Source organism: Vibrio sp. Y51_MX_L26, assembly GCF_024181935.1.
GTDB classification, from domain to species: domain Bacteria; phylum Pseudomonadota; class Gammaproteobacteria; order Enterobacterales; family Vibrionaceae; genus Vibrio; species Vibrio diabolicus.
The window spans coordinates 31,393-51,179 of sequence record NZ_JAMZAS010000004.1; the positions used below are offsets into that span (position 1 = coordinate 31,393).

Annotated in this window: 15 protein-coding genes; 5 read left to right on the forward strand and 10 right to left on the reverse strand. The window is 44.7% G+C overall.

The annotated features are described in order from the left end of the window. The first annotated feature begins 3 nt into the window (after positions 1 to 3). Positions 4 to 372, forward strand: coding sequence for a hypothetical protein (locus NL645_RS11280; protein WP_054867850.1), 369 nt, complete (start codon positions 4 to 6; stop codon positions 370 to 372). A gap of 72 nt (positions 373 to 444) precedes the next feature. Here the strand turns inward: NL645_RS11280 and NL645_RS11285 are convergent, their stop codons facing one another. Further along, entirely contained in the window at positions 445 to 1,041 is a 597-nt protein-coding gene (locus NL645_RS11285; RefSeq protein ID WP_243327079.1) for a VOC family protein, read from the reverse strand. Positions 1,042 to 1,261: 220 nt separating this feature from the next. Here NL645_RS11285 and argS point away from each other — a divergent pair, with 220 nt between their 5' ends. Both argS and NL645_RS11295 read left to right on the forward strand, forming a co-directional pair. Beyond that, complete coding sequence (gene argS / locus NL645_RS11290; protein ID WP_170892663.1) at positions 1,262 to 2,995, forward strand: arginine--tRNA ligase; 1,734 nt, start codon at positions 1,262 to 1,264, stop codon at positions 2,993 to 2,995. A gap of 126 nt (positions 2,996 to 3,121) precedes the next feature. Further along, positions 3,122 to 3,550 carry an HIT domain-containing protein gene (locus NL645_RS11295; RefSeq protein ID WP_046874244.1) on the forward strand — a complete coding sequence of 143 codons (429 nt, stop codon included), beginning with the start codon at positions 3,122 to 3,124 and terminating at the stop codon, positions 3,548 to 3,550. A gap of 93 nt (positions 3,551 to 3,643) precedes the next feature. On the opposite strand, the gene NL645_RS11300 is transcribed toward NL645_RS11295, so the two are convergent. The 5 genes from NL645_RS11300 to znuA form a co-directional block, all read right to left on the reverse strand. Continuing rightward, complete coding sequence (locus tag NL645_RS11300; protein ID WP_005396058.1) at positions 3,644 to 3,874, reverse strand: FeoC-like transcriptional regulator; 231 nt, start codon at positions 3,872 to 3,874, stop codon at positions 3,644 to 3,646. Then, positions 3,871 to 6,147, reverse strand: a complete 2,277-nt coding sequence (gene feoB / locus NL645_RS11305) for a Fe(2+) transporter permease subunit FeoB (protein WP_253651725.1) — start codon at positions 6,145 to 6,147, stop codon at positions 3,871 to 3,873. Before feoB ends, NL645_RS11300 begins: the two co-directional genes overlap by 4 nt. Beyond that, positions 6,147 to 6,374 carry a FeoA family protein gene (locus NL645_RS11310; RefSeq protein ID WP_005382190.1) on the reverse strand — a complete coding sequence of 76 codons (228 nt, stop codon included), beginning with the start codon at positions 6,372 to 6,374 and terminating at the stop codon, positions 6,147 to 6,149. Before NL645_RS11310 ends, feoB begins: the two co-directional genes overlap by 1 nt. Before the next feature lie 827 nt (positions 6,375 to 7,201). Beyond that, on the reverse strand, positions 7,202 to 10,579 hold the full coding sequence (locus tag NL645_RS11315) for an AraC family transcriptional regulator (RefSeq protein WP_253651726.1): 3,378 nt from the start codon (positions 10,577 to 10,579) through the stop codon (positions 7,202 to 7,204). A gap of 201 nt (positions 10,580 to 10,780) precedes the next feature. Next, entirely contained in the window at positions 10,781 to 11,668 is an 888-nt protein-coding gene (gene znuA, locus NL645_RS11320) for a zinc ABC transporter substrate-binding protein ZnuA (RefSeq protein ID WP_253651727.1), read from the reverse strand. Between the two features lie 78 nt (positions 11,669 to 11,746). Between znuA and znuC the strand changes: the two genes are divergently transcribed. After that, entirely contained in the window at positions 11,747 to 12,535 is a 789-nt protein-coding gene (gene znuC / locus NL645_RS11325; protein WP_006742704.1) for a zinc ABC transporter ATP-binding protein ZnuC, read from the forward strand. Then, a complete protein-coding gene (znuB, locus tag NL645_RS11330; protein ID WP_046874250.1) occupies positions 12,528 to 13,313 on the forward strand; it encodes a zinc ABC transporter permease subunit ZnuB in 786 nt (261 codons plus the stop codon). The genes znuC and znuB overlap by 8 nt, the downstream gene beginning before the upstream one ends. 71 nt (positions 13,314 to 13,384) lie before the next feature. Here the strand turns inward: znuB and sucD are convergent, their stop codons facing one another. From sucD to sucA, 4 genes are all read right to left on the reverse strand, one after another. Next, positions 13,385 to 14,257, reverse strand: a complete 873-nt coding sequence (gene sucD / locus NL645_RS11335) for a succinate--CoA ligase subunit alpha (protein ID WP_005382181.1) — start codon at positions 14,255 to 14,257, stop codon at positions 13,385 to 13,387. Continuing rightward, the gene (gene sucC, locus NL645_RS11340; protein WP_054867849.1) at positions 14,257 to 15,423 is read right to left on the reverse strand and encodes an ADP-forming succinate--CoA ligase subunit beta; all 1,167 of its coding nucleotides are present in this window, start codon (positions 15,421 to 15,423) and stop codon (positions 14,257 to 14,259) included. The genes sucD and sucC overlap by 1 nt, the downstream gene beginning before the upstream one ends. A 213-nt stretch (positions 15,424 to 15,636) precedes the next feature. After that, entirely contained in the window at positions 15,637 to 16,845 is a 1,209-nt protein-coding gene (gene odhB / locus NL645_RS11345; RefSeq protein ID WP_047009527.1) for a 2-oxoglutarate dehydrogenase complex dihydrolipoyllysine-residue succinyltransferase, read from the reverse strand. A 28-nt stretch (positions 16,846 to 16,873) separates the two neighbouring features. Beyond that, positions 16,874 to 19,699, reverse strand: coding sequence for a 2-oxoglutarate dehydrogenase E1 component (gene sucA / locus NL645_RS11350; protein ID WP_005393014.1), 2,826 nt, complete (start codon positions 19,697 to 19,699; stop codon positions 16,874 to 16,876). Positions 19,700 to 19,787: the final 88 nt, after the last annotated feature.

Below are 19,787 nucleotides of genomic sequence, written 5' to 3' on the forward strand. Positions count from 1 at the left end.
AAGATGCAATATATACTCAAAACAATGCTGCTTGGTTTGAGCTCAATCAGCTTAGTCGCTTGCTCGGCAAATACAGAAATGCAGCAAGGTCAAGAGTCTGAACACCAAGCAATCATGGTAGAAGCGTACCGAACTATCGATAGTCAAATTTCATTTATCGCCGAGTCTAATGGCTGCAGTAAGAACGATGACTTTAGCTTAAAAATAGAGCAAAACTCTTCAACGGAAGCCCTGCTCACAATCGTCAGGAACAAAGTGGATCATTGTAAACGAATGCCGTTTCCAAAGACTTTCACACTAACTCTAGACGAAGAGTTGAAAGGCAAAAAGCTTTCCATTACCAACCCAAAAAGCAAGTCACCGGCTAAATAGTGATTCGCTTACGAAAGGGAGCCTCGGCTCCCTTTTTGCCTCTCGCAACTCAGCAATTTTCACTCTAGCGTTTTACGCCTGCTCAGACTCCACAATACGCTTAAGTGAATGCGGGTGCAGCTTGATACAAATGCCTTGGTACTTAAACGCCACGGTTGGGTTGTTCAAGCGTTCGCCTTCCCCTTTCGGGCTCGACAATTTGATCTTCACACCCAGCTCTTTTAACTCATCAAAACGCGCGCCAAACGCTGGGTAAGTGTGTTTCAAATCAGCAAGAAACTCATCTGCGGTTTCGGCATGAGACGGAATCACAAACTCCACATGTTCCCAGCTTTCATTTGGGTAGATTTTGCCTTCCGCAGGGTATGGCAGCTCCAGACACTCAATCTTCCAGCCACGGCTTTCCAACGCTTTGTCGAATTCGATAACGATGATTGGGCGACCGTTTATTTTCGCTTGTGAAATCACCTTACCGTATTGATTCCATGCTTCATGCGCGGCTTTCGCTGTTTCAGTATCATTAATACGCAGCGCAATATGGTCAGCTTGAGCAAAGCTCAGATCCAGTTTTAACAGGGTTGCAAGCTCTTCAATCTTCGCCATAAATGCGTCCAGATCTTGGATCATCAATTCAGGCGTTAGGCGCTTTTCAACTAGTTGAGTCGTCATTGTGGGTCTCTTATGGGGCGATTTATCTCATTACTTTGAGCGCAATAGTAAACGCAAACTAAGCCACATTTCCATTCAATCGAAAAAGTAAAAATTTCGCCTATTCATCTCTGTATGAAAAGCAATAAAGTTGTTATGATTAGCCCCATTTTTGTGAACTCTAACAGAGCTCGGCGTACATATTGCCGAGTTCTTTGTCCTTGAATTGAAGGAAACGCGTGTGAATATCCAAGCACTTATTAATGACAAAGTATCTCAGGCTCTAGAAGCCGCTGGCGCACCTGCAGGCAGTCCTGCAGCCGTTCGCCAATCAGCAAAGCCACAATTTGGTGATTACCAAGCAAACGGCGTAATGGGCGTTGCTAAAAAACTGGGTACTAACCCACGAGAATTTGCACAGAAAGTACTGGATGTTCTAGACCTAGATGGTATTGCGAGCAAAACAGAAATCGCTGGCCCTGGTTTCATCAACATTTTCCTAAGCGAAGAGTTCCTTGCGAAACAAGCCGACGCGGCGCTAACAGACGAACGTCTTGGCGTAGCTAAAGAAGAAGCGCAAACCATCGTTGCCGACTACTCTGCACCAAACGTAGCAAAAGAAATGCACGTAGGTCACCTGCGTTCAACCATCATCGGTGATGCAGTGGTACGTACGCTTGAGTTCTTAGGTCACAAAGTGATCCGCGCGAACCACATCGGCGACTGGGGTACTCAGTTCGGAATGCTTATCGCAAACCTTGAGCGTGTACAACAAGAGTCTGGCGAAGTTTCTATGGAACTTGCGGACCTTGAAGGCTTCTACCGTGAGTCTAAAAAGCTGTACGATGAAGATGAAGAGTTCGCAGTAAAGGCGCGAAACTACGTGGTAAAACTGCAAAGCGGTGACGAGTACTGTGCAGAAATGTGGAAAAAACTCGTTGATGTAACCATGATCCAAAACCAGCGCAACTACGACCGTCTAAACGTGTCACTGACTCGTGACGACGTAATGGGCGAAAGCATGTACAACGACATGCTTCCTAAGATCGTTGCAGACCTAAAAGAACAAGGCCTTGCCGTTGAAGATGATGGCGCGCAAGTTGTATTCCTAGATGAATACAAGAACAAAGATGGCGAACCAATGGGCGTTATCGTTCAAAAACGCGATGGCGGTTTCCTATACACAACAACAGACATCGCATGTGCAAAATATCGTTATGAAGAGCTAAGCGCAGACCGTGTGCTTTACTTCATCGACTCACGTCAACACCAGCACCTAATGCAAGCTTGGACGATTGTTCGTAAAGCGGGCTATGTGCCTGAGTCTGTATCTCTTGAGCACCACGCGTTCGGCATGATGCTGGGTAAAGACGGAAAGCCATTCAAGACTCGTGCGGGTGGTACCGTTCGTTTGGCAGATCTTCTGGATGAAGCAGAAGTTCGCGCAGCACAGCTGATCGAATCTAAAAACCCTGAACTAGATGCGGAAGAAAAAGAGAAGATCTCTAAAACAGTTGCAATGGCAGCGGTTAAATACTCTGACTTATCTAAACACCGTACGACTGACTACGTGTTCGATTGGGACAACATGTTAGCGTTTGAAGGCAACACAGCACCATACATGCAATATGCATACACTCGTGTAGCTTCAATTTTCGCTAAAGCTGGTGTTGCTATGGATGCTCTCCAAGGTGACATCAAAATCACTGATGAGAAAGAGAAAGCACTTATTGCTAAACTTATGCAGTTCGAAGAAGCGGTGCAATCTGTTGCTCGCGAAGGCCAACCACACATCATGTGTAGCTACCTATTCGAACTAGCAGGTCAGTTCTCTAGCTTCTACGAAGCGTGCCCTATCCTAGTTGCTGAAGACGAAGCAGTGAAACAAAGCCGTCTGAAACTAGCTGCGCTAACAGCGAAGACCATCAAGCAAGGTCTGTCTCTACTGGGTATCGATACTCTAGAGCGTATGTAATCCGCTTTTACGTAGTTAGCTTAAGTAGCACAAGCTAAATGATGACGAAGGTTGACGTGAAAGCGTCAACCTTTTGTTTTATCTGTCGTATACTACTTCAAACTAAAAATTAATCGGACAGCAATAATGAGTTTTGAACTTCATCCTCAATTGGCAAAAGACACTTCGGTGATTGGTCACTTCCCACTTTGCGTCGCTCTTCTTCATAAAGATAATGCTGTGCCATGGGTTATCTTGGTGCCTAAACGCGAAAATTTGAAAGAGCTACACCACTTGCCAATGCAAGAGCAACAACAGTTTTTGCTCGAATCTCAAGCGGTAAGCCAAGCACTCGAAGCGACATTCCGCCCAGACAAGTTAAACCTTGGTGCCCTAGGTAACATGGTGCCACAGCTGCACATTCACCATGTTGCGCGCTTTAAAGACGATATGGCATGGCCGGGACCAGTTTGGGGTAACACCAAAGGTGAGTTTCGTACTGACGAAGAACAAGAAGAGATTCTTAACCGAATTCGTAATGTGTTGTCGTTAAGCTCTATCTTCCGTAAAGCGTAACCGTTATATAACTTTTAATTCAGGCAGAAAGTAAAAAGCCGCATCATTGCTGATGCGGCTTTGTTGTTTGTGCGCGATGGTTCATTGCTCTTACTACATGGTTACGGTAAGTGACAAACCATCGTGCTTTGTGACTGCATAGCGTATTCGCGTTATATGATGAGCTTTATTTGTATCTACCAAGCGAGAAATGCGACCTTTGTTAATCCATACACTTAACATGGCGTCTGCACCGTCTTCACTCATTCCGAACTGTTTTGCTAGCTCAGATTGGGAAACCGTTCCTTTTTCGGCAATATATTGATAAAGCTCTTTTAAAATCATACGACTTGCGCCTCAAACTCGCCTTGATGTTTCTTGCCTACGCGCTTGAAAACGCGGTACGTGCCAAAGAAAATCGCAATAATTGCGGCAATCCAAACGCCGCTGGTGATAGGGCTATCAGCGAAATGCATAAGCTGATGATAGAAAGTCGCACTCAAGTACGCGAGCCCCATTGTCCATACCGCTATAAAGCGCGCAAAGTTATTGCCGAATTCTCGAACATAGGCACCCATCGCAGCCACACAAGGAGTGTAAAGTAAGATAAAAATTAGGTACGCAAAAGCAGCATGACCAGAAACAAATTTCTCTTTTATGTTACCAAAGATCGATTCATCAATTTCTTGCTCCTCTGCGACTGCATGAGAATCCGCTAAATCACCGACGTCAATCCCCAGAGGATCAGAATAGCTCAGCCCTGCTAGGTTTTCAGGAATGCTCATCACCGCTTCTTCTAGGCTACCCATAAGATCAAATTCTGCATCCTCTCCATCGGTTGGCGTAGTATATAAGCTGTTCAATGTGCCCACGACTGCCTCTTTCGCGAAGATACCAGTAATAATACCAACCGTTGCTGGCCAGTTATCCTCTTGAATACCAATTGGTGCAAACACTGGCGTCACAACCTGAGCGGCTTTTGATAGAACCGATTTATCACTGTCTTCATTACCGAATGTACCGTCAGTTCCTAGCGAGTTGAGGAAGCTCAAGATAGCAACAACCACTACGATGGTTTTACCTGCACCCAATACAAACCGCTTAAGTTTTTGCCAAGTTTTGATCACGACGTTCTGCAATGTCGGAAGCTCATAGTCAGGCATTTCCATCACCAAGCTATCACTGCTGCCAGGATACAGCGTGTGCTTGAGGAACAAACCGGTAAACACCGCGGCGACAATACCAAGTAGGTAAAGTGCAAACACAATGTTTTGACCAGAGCCTGGGAAGAAAGCGGCAGCAAATAAAGCGTACACAGGTAAGCGAGCACCACATGACATAAACGGTGCCATCGACGCAGCTAACTTGCGCTCACGCTCTTGGTCTAGCGTGCGCGTTGCCATTATTGACGGAACGTTACAGCCAAAACCAAGAACCAAAGGGACAAACGCTTTACCCGGCAAGCCGATTTTCTGCATCACTTTATCAAGCACAAACGCAGCACGTGCCATGTAACCCGAGCTCTCAAGCACAGCAAGGAATAAGTACAAACACGCTATGACCGGGATAAAGGTCGCAACTGTTTGAATACCGCCGCCTAAACCATCAGCAATCACCGTAACTAGCCATACGGGGAGGTGACCATCTAATAAGTGGTGTCCACCATCAACCAGCAATGCGCCTACACCAATGTCAAAAAAGTCGATAAATGCACTACCGATGTTAATCGAGAACATAAACATCAAGTACATAACCACAAAGAAGAATGGGATCCCAATCCACTTGTTCAAAATAAATTGGTCGAGTTTTTCAGTCACGCTACGACTTAGCTTGCCTTCGCTTCGGCGAACTTTTTTACACTGTTCATGCAGGTATGTGTACTTGGTATCCGCGACATGCAAATCGATATCCAAGTCTAAAGTCGCAATGACTTCCAATACTTTGCTTCTATCAATATCGGAAAGGCTATTGAGAACCATCGTGTCTTTTTCAAGCGCACGAATCGCTAATGCACGATGGGCGACGGTTTGATCGTTAAAAAGTGCGGAAACAGTTTGAATCGCCGACTCCATCTTTTCACCGTAATGCAAAGATAGCTCTTTAAGCGCGACCCCTTGAACAATGGATTTATGAAGTTTTTCTTTAAACTCTGCAACTTGAGTTTTATTGGTTGCAGATAAACTTACTACAGGACAACCTAATGTTTTCTCAAGCTCTGAAACGTTAATTATTTGACGTTCACGTTTTAGTGCATCCATTTTGTTGAGAACAACAATCATAGGACGGCCAAGTTCGCGAAGTTGCAACGTCATATATAAGCTGCGCTCTAAGCTCGTGGCATCAACCACGTTGATAATGAGATCGGCAGGATGAGTTAGAACCGCACGCGATGCAATGGATTCGTCAATACTATTGCTATCATTACCACTGTCTAACGAGTAAATACCAGGAAGGTCAGTGAGCAAAAACTCGTCACCCGCATGTTTGAATTGTCCCGTTTTCTTTTCAACGGTGACGCCTGCCCAGTTACCAACTTGCTGTTTTGCGCCAGTCAAACCATTAAATAGCGTCGTTTTACCACTATTAGGATTACCTACGGTAAGCACTTGATATTGCATTACACTCGCTCCACTTCAATTTTCTGAGCAATGGTTTCTCGCAATGCGACAGACACACCACGGACTTCGACTTGTAAAGGATCGCCCATTGGAGCACGTCGAATCACTTTGACTTCTGTATTGGGAAGCAGCCCCATTACCATGAGTTTCTTTCTGATATCTGATGAAAGACCATCTAACAACCGAATCGTCACCGTATCGCCAGGATTAATCTCTGATAACTTCATAGTGGCCCTTAAGAGTATTGCTAATGAGAAATATTATTATTTAATAAGTTTAGGCTGCCAATATTACTCTTCTATAACCCTTCAATCCTTGTGTGAAATCAAAGATTTCATAAATGTTTTCATGCTTTCAAACGTCAACTCCGTAAATTTCCTCTCGTTATTTACGTCAAAATTAACAATTAAAAATCACGATCAATGAAATAAAAATGTCACAAACAAATGGCAAAGACAAAAATTTCAATACAAAACAACAAGTTAAATAATATTTAAAACTTTGTCGTTTTTCTCATATCAACATGGCGTTATTTTTATAAGAAAAATAAGTAACCTCTCGTATAGTTACCCCATCGAGAGGGCAACCTCTCAAATGAATTCCAGAGGTGGCATGGCAACATGTCACTCCGGCAGCAAGCGAAGGTGTCATTGACACCCGTGGTATAGTCCCCCCGGCTATACCACGATATTTTTTTTCATCTCTCTCTAAACTCTTTATCTTATCCACCTTTTTAGCACAGTTCTGTTTTCACGAATTTCGCATGCCCCCACTACTCAAATGAACCAACACACTCTAGATACAAAAATACAACCATTCATCTATTTGTCGCCGTAGGTAAATCCGTCCTCTTAAGCCATGTATGGTTATAGCTAAGAACAGCGCTACTAACAGATAGAGCGTGACCGTGCTTACGTATTGAGAATGGATTTGTAGGCTAGATGTGATGAAGAAGCAATGAGAATCACTGCATTGGTAGCTCTAGAATAGTAGAGCGCTATAAGCAGCTCCCCAGTCTTTTGAATATTCACTAGGGAGTGTGTAATGAGGGTTTTTAGTTGGTTTCTTGGCTTTCTTGAGTCAAAGCAAACTTGGAAGGAGGCAAACCAAAATGCAATTTAAACTTTTGGCTAAAGTAAGAAGGATCATTAAAGCCGCAGTTAAACGCTACTTCGCTGATTTTCTCGCCCGCTAATAACTGCTCACACGCCGTTTCTAAACGAACTTCGGTTACATAATCTTTTAACGTTCTTGACGAGGCTGATTTAAAGCGCCTCTGTAAAGAGCGTTCTGACATGAACAGCATTTTAGCCGCTAAAGCAGTACCAAATTCAGGGTCATGGTAATGCTCAGCCACCAGCTGATAGACTTTTTGCAACCATTCTTTCTCTGGGGTCACTTTATCTTCGACGATAGGTTCAGACTCAAATTCTTGCAAAGATTCATCCACATAACTCATTTCCTTCGCAGTTGGCCATGTAATTTCGATTTTATTTTGAGCGTCGGAAGTAAACACCGCCAAGTATCCTCCACTCGTTGTCACTAACTGGGCAAGATGATCAATACTCAATTCAGAGTGGTTCATATTAGATGGACGCCCGGTCGTGACTTTATTAGGCAGTTGCGTCCCATAATCAAGAAAACTCAATGAAACAATATCATTGCCCTCTTCTAGCATGATTCTCACCGTTTGGCCTCGGAAAGAACGCTTGATGATATTGGCAAAAATGCTGTTGAAGATAACATCAAGGTTAAAGCTTTCCAGAGCAATTCGACTTGTTTTTCTCTCATCTTCAAGCTCCACCATAATCCCAGCCTTCGCAAAATCATCTTGCCATACATCAACCACCGATTGAGTTATCTGACTCAAATTGTAATTGTGACTACCGCCGCTAGCTTCGCCAGGAACACTTTTTAACTCATTTAATTGCCATGTCGTTTTCGCCAGATGATCTTCCGTAGCTGCATCCAAAGGTATGGGTAATTTTGACGCTATAAAATCCACACTGGACTTAATAGATTGCGCCACGTGATCAACCAACAGGTTTCTGACTTGAATCTGTTTACGTAGCTGTTGGTTACTCGTCAACAACACTCGGCTTTGATGCCTCAACTGGTTAGTTTTGAGTGTCACTTGCGCAGCTAAATCACGGTTAGCCTGTACAACATAGCGAGAACGCCAGTACATAAGTAGTGCAACCATGGCAATACTCGCGACCACAAAACCTAAAATTGCGAGTTGCGATAAATACCAAGGATTAAGCACAATAAAATACGACTCGAGCCCAACCAATCCAGCAGCGACTTGAGACTCATTACTTACCTGCAGATGGTATTCACCGGAATTGAGATGCTCTAGAGTCAGTTGGCCTCCCTCTAGCGCTTGCCAAGGATCATCGCTATTCAATCGATAATACAAATTTTGGCTGTCTGGTTTTGGCATCACGCCAAATAAGAAACTTAGAGAAGAGCCATACGGTAATTTTATTCCATTCAAATCGGCGCTACCAACTTGTAGAACCTCGTTTTCAAGCACAACTTGGCTCACGATAAACTTCGACTCTGGAGGGTTGGACACAAGCAGCTTGGATGCTTCAGCTTTTACCAACCCGTATTTCGACCCTAAGACGAGCTCTCGCTCACCACCTTCTTTTTGCTGTATAACACTGCAAATTCCTGGTAGAAACTCGTTGTTCATTAAGCCAGACGCCGATGAATAATGTTTCACTAATTCACCCGAAAGGTGGTAATAGCTTAATCCGACAGAAGAGGCTAACCACACACCTTGCCTGTCTCTGATCAAGCAAGCAGGTCGCGCGTTGGGCACACTCATTTCAACAACATGTTTCTCGTCACTTCCTTTAATCGTTTTAAAAACGCCGTAAGATGACGCAAACCACTGACTGCCATCAACCGCCGTGACCATGTCTAATGATTCACCAAATTTTTCGGAGTAGCGGATGAACTGGATGTTTTCATTGCTGTATTGATAAACCCCATGATCGGTCCCTATCAATAGAGAATCTTCAGTGTCGTATAAACGCGTAACCTTAGCTGGTAAGTACTGACTTACTAGCCACTCACTTCCAAAGTTTCTTACGCTTTGCTTGGTTATATCAACATTGTAAAGATGGTATCCACTTGATACCCAGAGACGATCATTACCATCTACAGTCACGTGCTCCACTGCGTGTCCAGCCATAACCTGTAAATAAGGAAATGTCACTTTGTTAAGACCATTCAACTCGAATATTTCGAGCCCTTTAGAGGTCGCAAGCCAAAGCATCCCACCTTGAAATGCAAATTCATTGATCTGCGAATCAAGCTCCAAGACTTTGATATTGCCACTCTCACCTGTCCGATAAAGCTTTCGGTCATCCGCGAACCAAAGCGCATCATCAGGTCCTGTGGAGCTTTGTCGAATTCGCCCTGATAAGGTTTGCGAGTCATAACTACTGAAGGTTACTCGTTCAAACTTTTTACTAAACAAGGAGTAATAACGAATGCCTTGGTTAGTCGCGATCCACATCCCTCCCATGTTGTCACTCAGTAGCGAATAGATCTTTGTATTATCCAGCTCCAGTTCAAGAAAGCTTGCAGGCTCGACTTCTGTCACTTCGCCTGACAAGAATGAGTATAAATACAGACCATGCTCAGTCCCCACCCAGTACTCTTGATTTGTCTCAGCGAAAGTCAATACATGAGAGCCGCCAATCTTAATCACCTCTTTATCAGGTTGATAAATATTGAAAATTAATGCCCCACGCAACGTTCCTACCAGAATTTCTCTGCGCGTGTGTGAGTAGTAGATCTTTTCAATGTAGTTCTGACCTGAAGCGACTACATGGTCAAACTTATCTCCTTCTGAAAGATAAAAGCCAGAAGTTGTAGCAAGTGCCCACTTCTCTTCGAGCAAAACCGCATCGTTAATATAAACATAGCTATTGTTGCTATGTTGATAGAGCTGCAACAAAGAAAAGGACTTTAACTCGCTAGTATCGATGTTGTAAGTATAGAAATGTGCGCCATCACTAACCCAAATATAATCTTCAGAAGAACCGATTTTTCTTATTTGCGACCCGGGGTTTAAGCTAAAGACTAAACGTCTTTCTAGATTTGGATAAGTTTGATACACCTCATTCTCAACAAAGGTCCAGAACGAGCCTTCATGATAAGCCAGTTGCTTGGCAGACGTTTGTAAAAAACTGCCTGATTTAGGTAGGATATTTTGGCCATCATAAAACAACACCCGCCCATGCACGTCGTGAATCCACAAGCCCCCTTGCTCACCCAAGAACAATTTTTTAGCCGCAATAAAAGTACCCTTAACCTGAGTCGGCAAAGGGTAAAAGATGGCATTCGCATTATGAAGAGCAAATGCTTGGAAAGATAGGAAAAAGCCCAACAAGACAAGGGCTAATTGGCGTAGCAAGACGAAAACCTTTTATATCAATTTATGCTCGGCGCTCACCGTCCATATCTTCTACAGCATGGACTTATACGGTTATTTTGAGCTGCTAATTATTGATAATGATATCTCAATTACTGTTTGAGAAAAGGCTCGCCTTGCCAAAGGTTGTAATTCTTACTGCTGGATCACGTTAAAAGGACTATTCCTACACAACAACACTACTTAATCCGTCTTTTGGCTCAAGCACTGCTCAAAATTATTCGCCATATTGTTGAGAAAAGTAAAGTAACTGCCCGGTTTTGCTTCAATTGTGCTCCCTAATGGGTCAAGTTCACCTTTGGCAACTTTGCTACCTCGCATCACGCTCTGAACGACAGCTGGAGTAAACTGAGGTTCAGAAAACACGCAGGCTACATCTCCTGAACTTAACTTTTGACGAATTTGGATTAAGGTTTTTGCGCCCGGCTTACGATCCGGGCTCACGGTGAAGTGCCCCATTTGATTTAACTCATAACGCTCTTCGAAATAACCATAAGCATCGTGAAACACAAAGTAACCTTTGTCTTTCACTGGCGATAATTTCTTCTTGATCTCTAGGTCCGTCTGGCTGAGCTCAGTTTCAAATTTTTTAAGGTTTTCTTGGTACTGTGCTGCATTTTCCGGATCAAGTGCTCCCAGTTGATTCACGACAGCTTTGGCAACTTGTTGTGCTTGACTTACACCTAACCAAAAGTGCGGATCGTGTGAACCATGATCGTGGCCATCATGGTCATGGTTGTGCTCACTATCAAACTCACGCAAATCTAGATCTGGAATTTGACTAATAGTCAGAATATTCGATCTGTCTGACACGACTTTTTCCAGAAACGGTTCGAGATCATGTCCGTACCAAATAACTAAATCAGCAGAAGCGATTTTCTTAACATCCGATGGGCGTAAAGCGTAATCATGGGGTGAAGTGTTGGACTGCAGTAATACATCTGGCGAAGTCACACCTTGAGTAAGTTCTGTCACTAATAACTGAATCGGTTTGATACTCGTTAGTACCGTTACTGCGTGTGCTGGCAACGTTAGCATCGCTGACGCAGCAAGAATTAATGCTCTTTTCATAGTTTTACTTGGGATATGGTGTAGAAAGTGTGATAATGTTACATTATAACATTATTGATTTGCAAATGAGTTTCATTCATGTCTTCCTTAGTCCATCTTGAGCACTTATGCGTCGAGTTCGATGGCCGCAGAGTTCTCGATAACATTAGTATGGAATTACAAAAGGGCAAAATAACAACCCTAATTGGTCCCAATGGAGCGGGAAAATCAACGTTAGTCAAAGTCATTTTAGGCCTTCAAAAACCGACTAGCGGCAAATTAAACCGACAAAGAAAACTAAAAATTGGTTATGTTCCTCAAAAATTGAAACTCAATGACTCTCTTCCATTGAATGTCACCCGTTTTCTAAATTTAGCAGGAAAATACAGTAAACAAGAATGTATTGATGCATTAAGGCTTGTTGGCGCTGAGCATTTAATTAGTAGTAACATGCATCGCTTATCAGGTGGTGAAAACCAACGCGTATTACTTGCGCGTGCTTTGCTTCAACGCCCAGAGCTGTTAGTGCTAGATGAACCTGCGCAGGGTGTGGATATTCAAGGTCAAATCGATCTCTACGATCTAATTGAAAGCATTCGTCACCGATTCGATTGCGGTGTATTTATGGTGTCACACGACTTACATTTAGTAATGGCCAAAACAGATGATGTCATTTGTCTGCATCACCATGTTTGCTGTTCTGGTTCACCTGCCACGATTACTCAGCACCCTTCTTACATCGCGCTATTTGGCAATGCAGCGAGAGAATCGCTCGCGTTTTATCATCACGACCACGAGCATCATCATCACGATTTATCCGGAACGCCAGTAACTGGCGATGCGACATCATGCTCCAACCATAAACACGGACATCATCACCATGATTGAGTTTCTTCTACCTTCTATTCTTGCTGGTATTGGCATCGCGATCATTGCAGGTCCTCTTGGGTCATTCGTCGTTTGGCGCAAAATGGCTTACTTCGGTGATACCCTGGCACATGCTTCATTGATGGGTTTGGCATTAGGCTTTCTGCTCAACGTGAACCTTTATCTTGCACTACTCGTTTGCTGTTTAGCACTCGCCGTATTGCTCGTGACATTGCAGAAACAACAACTGGTCGCAACCGATACGCTTCTGGGTATACTCGCCCATAGCGCATTATCTGTTGGTCTAGTTTCTGTTAGTTTCTTGGATAATGTCCGTGTAGATCTGATGAGTTACTTGTTCGGTGACTTACTCGCAGTATCTCCGCAAGATCTGATGTTCATTTACGCAGGTGTCGCTGCTGTTAGTGTGTGTCTTTACGTTTTTTGGCGACCTTTATTGTCGAGCACAGTTAGTGAAGAGCTTGCTGCCGTCGAGGGCGTCAATACAGACTTGGTTAGATTGGTGTTAATGCTTATGGTAGGTGTTGTGATTGCCGTAGGAATGAAGTTTGTTGGGGCACTTATCATGACTTCTTTGCTGATCATCCCAGCAGCAACAGCACGTAAGGTCTCTTCATCACCAGAGCAAATGGCACTGTTCGCATCTATTATTGGCTCTGTGGCAGTACTAATGGGGCTTAGCCTATCATGGCACTTCGATACGCCGGCTGGCCCATCAGTAGTAATCAGCGCAACATCTCTGTTTATGCTTAGCCAATTTATTCGCCAAAAATCGTAAAAAGTACCTTGATACAAAAAAGCCTAGCAATAATTGCTAGGCTTTTTTAGCTTTAAGCTTCGAGTTGGAAATTACCAGCCCGTTACTTCACGTAGACCTTGGCCGATCTCTGCTAGAGATTTCACAGTCTTAACGCCCGCCGCTTCTAGTGCAGCAAATTTGTCTTCAGCAGTACCTTTACCGCCAGAGATAATCGCACCAGCGTGGCCCATACGTTTACCAGGAGGAGCAGTTACACCAGCAATGTAGGAAACTACTGGCTTCGTTACGTTTTCTTTAATGTATGCTGCTGCTTCTTCTTCTGCAGTACCACCGATTTCACCGATCATAACAATCGCTTCTGTTTCAGGGTCTTCTTGGAACAGTTTTAGAATATCAATGAAGTTTGAACCTGGGATTGGGTCACCACCAATACCAACACAAGTAGACTGGCCGAAACCTTCGTCTGTTGTTTGCTTAACTGCTTCGTAAGTTAGAGTACCGCTGCGAGATACGATACCTACTTTACCTTTCTTGTGGATGTGACCAGGCATGATACCGATCTTACACTCGTCAGGAGTGATAACACCCGGACAGTTAGGACCGATCATGCGAACGCCAGTTTCTTCTAGCTTCACTTTCACGTCGATCATATCTGTTGTAGGGATGCCTTCCGTGATTGTTACGATTAGCTCGATGCCAGCATCAATCGCTTCTAGAATTGCATCTTTACAGAAAGGTGCTGGAACGTAGATTACTGTCGCTGTTGCGCCAGTTGCTTCTACTGCTTCGCGAACTGTGTTGAATACAGGTAGACCTAGGTGAGTTTGGCCACCTTTACCTGGAGACACACCACCAACCATCTGAGTGCCGTATGCGATAGCTTGCTCTGAGTGGAAAGTACCTTGACCACCAGTGAAACCCTGACAGATTACTTTAGTGTCTTTGTTAATTAATACAGACATTATTTAGCCTCCGCAGCAGCAACAACTTTCTGAGCAGCATCCGTTAGCGACTCAGCAGCAATGATATCAACATCAGAATTAGCAAGAACTTCGCGACCTAGGTCAGCGTTAGTACCTTCTAGACGAACAACAACAGGTACGCTTACACCTACTTCTTTAACCGCACCGATAATACCTTCTGCGATCATGTCACAACGTACGATACCACCGAAGATGTTAACAAGTACCGCTTTCACGTTGTCATCAGATAGGATGATCTTGAATGCTTCAGCAACACGCTCTTTCGTCGCGCCGCCACCTACATCTAAGAAGTTAGCTGGCTTGCCGCCGTGTAGGTTTACGATATCCATCGTACCCATTGCTAGGCCAGCACCGTTAACCATACAGCCAACGTTACCGTCTAGTGCTACGTAGTTCAGTTCCCACTGAGCTGCGTGCGCTTCACGCTCATCTTCTTGTGATGGATCATGCATTTCACGAAGCTTAGGCTGACGGTAAAGAGCGTTTGAATCGATGTTGATCTTACCATCAAGACATAGCAGGTTGCCTTCACCAGTAACCACAAGTGGGTTGATCTCTAGCAGAGCAAGGTCGTACTGAGAGAACATAGTGCCAAGACCCATAAAGATCTTAACGAATTGTTTGATTTGGTCACCTTCAAGACCAAGTTTGAACGCGAGCTCGCGACCTTGGTAAGCTTGTGGGCCTACTAGTGGATCGATTGCTGCTTTGTGGATAAGCTCCGGCGTTTCTTCCGCAACTTTTTCGATTTCCACACCACCTTCTGTTGAAGCCATGAAAACGATCTTACGGCTTGCACGGTCAACAACCGCACCTAGGTATAATTCGTTTGCAATGTTTGAAGCTTCTTCAACAAGGATTTTTGTAACTGGCTGACCGTTAGCGTCAGTTTGGTAAGTCACTAGGTTTTTACCTAACCACTTTTGTGCAAACTCTTTAACTCCTTCTTTTGTATCGTGCAGCTCTACACCGCCCGCTTTACCACGGCCACCAGCGTGAACCTGACATTTAACTACTTTCTTTTCTGTACTGATACGGCCTGCAGCTTCAAAAGCTTCTTGTGGTGTATCACACGCGTAGCCTTCTGGCACAGGCAAACCGAATTCTGCAAACAGCTGTTTGGCTTGGTATTCATGCAAATTCATTTCGATATTCCGTTTGTTTTTCCCTTAAGGGATTTATTATTTCCATAACGCTGCAGTCTTGGCTGCTTGTACGTCTGTAGGGTCTTCTCAAATCAATCCCTCATCACGAGTACTCATGGTGTGGGATTCAAATGAAGGCCAGACGTTGAGCTAGTCTAGCCATTGAAATTTTTAACGTCTAGCTACCTACGATAACTAGACGTTTTAGCGATATTAAACGTCTAATAGGAGACGTGCTGGATCTTCTAGCAACTCTTTAATCGTCACTAGGAAGCCAACAGACTCGCGACCATCAATTAGGCGGTGATCGTAAGACAGCGCTAGGTACATCATCGGCAAGATTTCAACTTTGCCATCCACTGCCATCGGACGCTCTTGGATCTTATGCATACCAAGAATCGCTGATTGAGGTGGGTTGATGATTGGTGTAGACATTAGTGAACCGAAAACACCACCGTTTGTGATAGTGAAGTTACCGCCCATTAGCTCGTCTACCGTTAGCTTGCCATCACGACCTTTGATAGCCAGTTCTTTGATGCCTTTTTCAACATCAGCGAAACCAAGCTTGTCACAGTCTTTTAGGACAGGTGTAACTAGACCACGTGGCGTTGATACCGCCATGCTAATGTCGAAGTAGTTGTGGTAAACAATGTCATCGCCATCAATCGAAGCATTTACTTCTGGGTAACGCTTAAGCGCTTCTGTTACTGCTTTTACGTAGAAAGACATGAAGCCCAAACGAATACCGTGACGCTCTTCGAACTGATCTTTGTACTGCTTACGAAGGTCCATGATTGGTTTCATGTTCACTTCGTTAAACGTCGTTAGCATTGCCGTGTTGTTCTTCGCCTCTAGCAGACGGTTAGCGACTGTCTTACGCAGGCGAGTCATTGGAACACGTTTTTGGCTACGAGCCGCTGCCGGCACGTCAACCACTGCTGGTGCTTCTTCTTTTGGCGCAGTTTTAGCGTTCGCAAGATGCGCTTCAATATCTTCGCGCGTAATACGACCGCCAACGCCAGTGCCTTTCACTTGGCTTGCTTCTAAGCCATGCTCAGCCAATAAACGACGTACTGCTGGGCTTAGTGCATCATTGCTTTCTTCGCTAAGCGCAGCTTTGTGACGTTTATCAGGAGATGCTTCCGTACCTTCTGTTTTGTCTGCGGTAGGCTCACCTGCAACTGCACCTGGCTTCAATTTAGCAATGATTTGTTTAGAAAGTACTGTCGCACCTTCTTCTTCAACGATAGCTTCCAAAACGCCTGCTTCCGGAGCTGGCACTTCTAGCACGACTTTGTCTGTCTCGATGTCAACCAAAACCTCGTCACGCTCTACTGCGTCGCCTGGTTGTTTGTGCCATGTCGCTACGGTTGCATCAGCAACTGATTCAGGTAAATCTGGAACCAGAATTTCAATTGTCATATCTGTTTCTTCCTTTAACTTCTAGTTCTTAATTCGAAGTTTTTGAGTTCACGTTCAGAGCGTCTTCAACCAACGCTTTTTGTTGTTTCAAGTGCACCGACATGTAGCCAACTGCTGGCGAAGCAGAAGCTGGGCGACCTGCGTATTTAAGATCTGCACCTGCAGGAATAGCGGCACGGAAGTTGTGTTGGCTACAGTACCAAGCACCTTGGTTCTGAGGCTCTTCCTGACACCACACGAAGTCTTCAACGTTAGTGTATTGAGCAATCGCTGCTTGTACTTCTTCCATCGGGAATGGATAAAGCTGCTCGATACGCACGATAGCAACATCGTCTTGCTCGTTGTTACGGCGCTGCTCCAGTAGGTCAAAATAAACCTTACCTGAACAGAACACGACGCGTTTTACTTTGCTTGGGTCTAAATCATCTACTTCTGGAATTGCAGATTGGAATGTACCGTCCGCTAAGTCTTCAATTGTCGAAGTACATAGAGGATGGCGCAGCAAAGATTTTGGCGACATAACAATCAGAGGTCGACGCATTGGGCGTACAACTTGACGACGAATCATGTGGTATACCTGAGCCGGTGTTGAAGGAACTACAACCTGCATATTTTGCTCAGCACACAACTGAAGGTAACGCTCTAGACGTGCAGAGGAGTGCTCAGGGCCTTGACCTTCGTAACCGTGAGGTAGAAGCATTGTGAGACCACACAAGCGTGCCCATTTCTGCTCACCTGACGAGATGAATTGGTCAATCACAACCTGCGCACCGTTGGCAAAGTCACCAAACTGCGCTTCCCAAATAGTCAAACCACCTGGCTCTGCTGTTGCGTAACCGTATTCAAATGCCAATACCGCTTCTTCTGACAGTACTGAGTCAAACACTTGGAATGGACCCTGATTGTCATGAATATTCGCTAATGGAATGTACGTACTTGCATCTGTTTGGTTATGAAGAACCGAGTGACGGTGGAAGAACGTACCACGACCCGAATCCTGACCAGAAAGGCGAATACGCTTACCATCATCAACTAATGTTGCATACGCCAATGTTTCGGCCATACCCCAGTCGATTGCTTTTTCACCGGTCATCATTGCTAGGCGATCGTTGTAAAGCTTATTAACACGGCTTTGCAGTTTATGGCTTTCTGGATACTGACAAAGACGATTACCCAACTCGATAAGACGCGTCTTGTCATATTTTGAATCCCACTCCATATCCCATTCATGCCCTAAGTAAGGGGACCAGTCTACAGAGTGCAATGCCATTGGACGCCATTCTTTAACCACCACTTCACCGCGGTCTAATGCGTCGCGGTACTCATTGACTAACTGAGTCGCTGTCTCGATATCTGATTCGTTTTTATCGATCAGAATATCCGCATACAATTTGCGTGGTGTAGGGTGTTTTTTGATTTTTTGGTACATCAAAGGCTGAGTCGCGTTTGGCTCATCGGCCTCGTTGTGACCATGGCGACGGTAACACACCAAATCAATCACGACATCGCGCTTGAACTCGTTGCGGTAATCCAAAGCAATACGAGTAACAAAAGCAACCGCTTCTGGGTCATCGGCATTCACGTGGAAGATTGGCGCCTGAACCATCTTCGCGATATCTGTACAGTACATCGTTGAACGCGTGTCACGAGGGTTAGACGTCGTAAAGCCAACTTGGTTGTTAATAACGATACGCACCGTACCACCGACTTGGAAACCACGAGCCAGTGACATGTTGAACGTTTCGGCAACCACACCCTGACCAGCGATTGCAGAGTCACCGTGGATAGTGATAGGAAGCACTTTGCTACCTTGATTATCACCCAAGCGATCTTGACGTGCTCGCACCGACCCCATGACTACTGGGTTGACGATTTCTAGATGCGATGGGTTAAATGCAAGAGCTAAGTGAACATCACCACCTGGGGTAGCAAAGTCGGCAGAGAAACCTTGGTGATATTTCACATCACCGGTGCCCCAAGTTTCGTCGTGTTTACCGGCAAACTCATCGAATAGATCTTGAGGCTTCTTACCAAGCACGTTCACCAGCATGTTCAAACGACCACGGTGAGCCATACCGATAACCACTTCACGCATCCCACTTGTTCCCGCGTGACGGATCAACTCTTTCGTCATCGGAATCAGTGCGTCACCACCTTCTAGAGAGAAACGTTTTGCACCTGGGAATTTCGCTCCGAGGTAACGCTCCAAACCTTCAGCGGCTGTTAGCTCTTCTAGGAATGTGCGCTTCTCATCTTTGTTGAATGATGGCTGGCCTACGACAGACTCAAGACGTTGTTGGATCCAACGTTTTTGCTCTGTGTCAGTCATGTGCATGTATTCAGCACCGATGGAACCGCAGTAAGTTTTGTTGAGGGCTTCATAGATGTCTTTCAACTTCATGGTTTCTTGCCCAACAGCAAAAGAACCTACGTTGAAAGTTTCTTCGAAGTCATCTTCGGTAAGATTATGAAAAGCAGGGTCTAACTCCGCCACGGTTGGGCGTTGCCATAGACCTAGTGGGTCTAATTCTGCAGCTTCATGTCCGCGGAAACGGTATGCGTTGATTAGCTGTAGAACTTTTACTTGTTTTGCATCGACATCTGGGTCACTAACTTGGACATTGTAATGCTTTGTTTCTCTAGCGAGTCGACGGAAGTAGTCACGGACACGTGAATGTGGTTGTTCTGCCACTTCTTCTGACGGCTTAGGTAAGCCTTCAAAAACACGTTTCCACTCCTCACTTACCAGATCGGGATCACTTAGATACAGTTCGTAGAGGTCCTCTACATACGTTGCATTGGCGCCAGCCAAGTGTGAAGACTCGAGCCATGCCTTCATCACGCCGTTGTGCATATTTTCCCTTAACCAGTAGTTTTCACGTTTGCTTCGGTCTTTGCCGAGCTATAAGAGCCGACCAGAACTAGTCGGCAATTTTTGTATT

Coding starts and splice junctions, on each gene's coding strand:
- sucC (WP_054867849.1), bottom strand. CDS start 15,423: ATGAATTTGCATGAATACCAAGCCAAACAGCTGTTTGCAGAATTCGGT.
- NL645_RS11310 (WP_005382190.1), bottom strand. CDS start 6,374: ATGAAGTTATCAGAGATTAATCCTGGCGATACGGTGACGATTCGGTTG.
- odhB (WP_047009527.1), bottom strand. CDS start 16,845: ATGACAATTGAAATTCTGGTTCCAGATTTACCTGAATCAGTTGCTGAT.
- feoB (WP_253651725.1), bottom strand. CDS start 6,147: ATGCAATATCAAGTGCTTACCGTAGGTAATCCTAATAGTGGTAAAACG.
- NL645_RS11300 (WP_005396058.1), bottom strand. CDS start 3,874: ATGATTTTAAAAGAGCTTTATCAATATATTGCCGAAAAAGGAACGGTT.
- znuB (WP_046874250.1), top strand. CDS start 12,528: ATGATTGAGTTTCTTCTACCTTCTATTCTTGCTGGTATTGGCATCGCG.
- NL645_RS11285 (WP_243327079.1), bottom strand. CDS start 1,041: ATGACGACTCAACTAGTTGAAAAGCGCCTAACGCCTGAATTGATGATC.
- sucA (WP_005393014.1), bottom strand. CDS start 19,699: ATGCACAACGGCGTGATGAAGGCATGGCTCGAGTCTTCACACTTGGCT.
- znuA (WP_253651727.1), bottom strand. CDS start 11,668: ATGAAAAGAGCATTAATTCTTGCTGCGTCAGCGATGCTAACGTTGCCA.
- sucD (WP_005382181.1), bottom strand. CDS start 14,257: ATGTCTGTATTAATTAACAAAGACACTAAAGTAATCTGTCAGGGTTTC.
- NL645_RS11280 (WP_054867850.1), top strand. CDS start 4: ATGCAATATATACTCAAAACAATGCTGCTTGGTTTGAGCTCAATCAGC.
- NL645_RS11295 (WP_046874244.1), top strand. CDS start 3,122: ATGAGTTTTGAACTTCATCCTCAATTGGCAAAAGACACTTCGGTGATT.
- znuC (WP_006742704.1), top strand. CDS start 11,747: ATGTCTTCCTTAGTCCATCTTGAGCACTTATGCGTCGAGTTCGATGGC.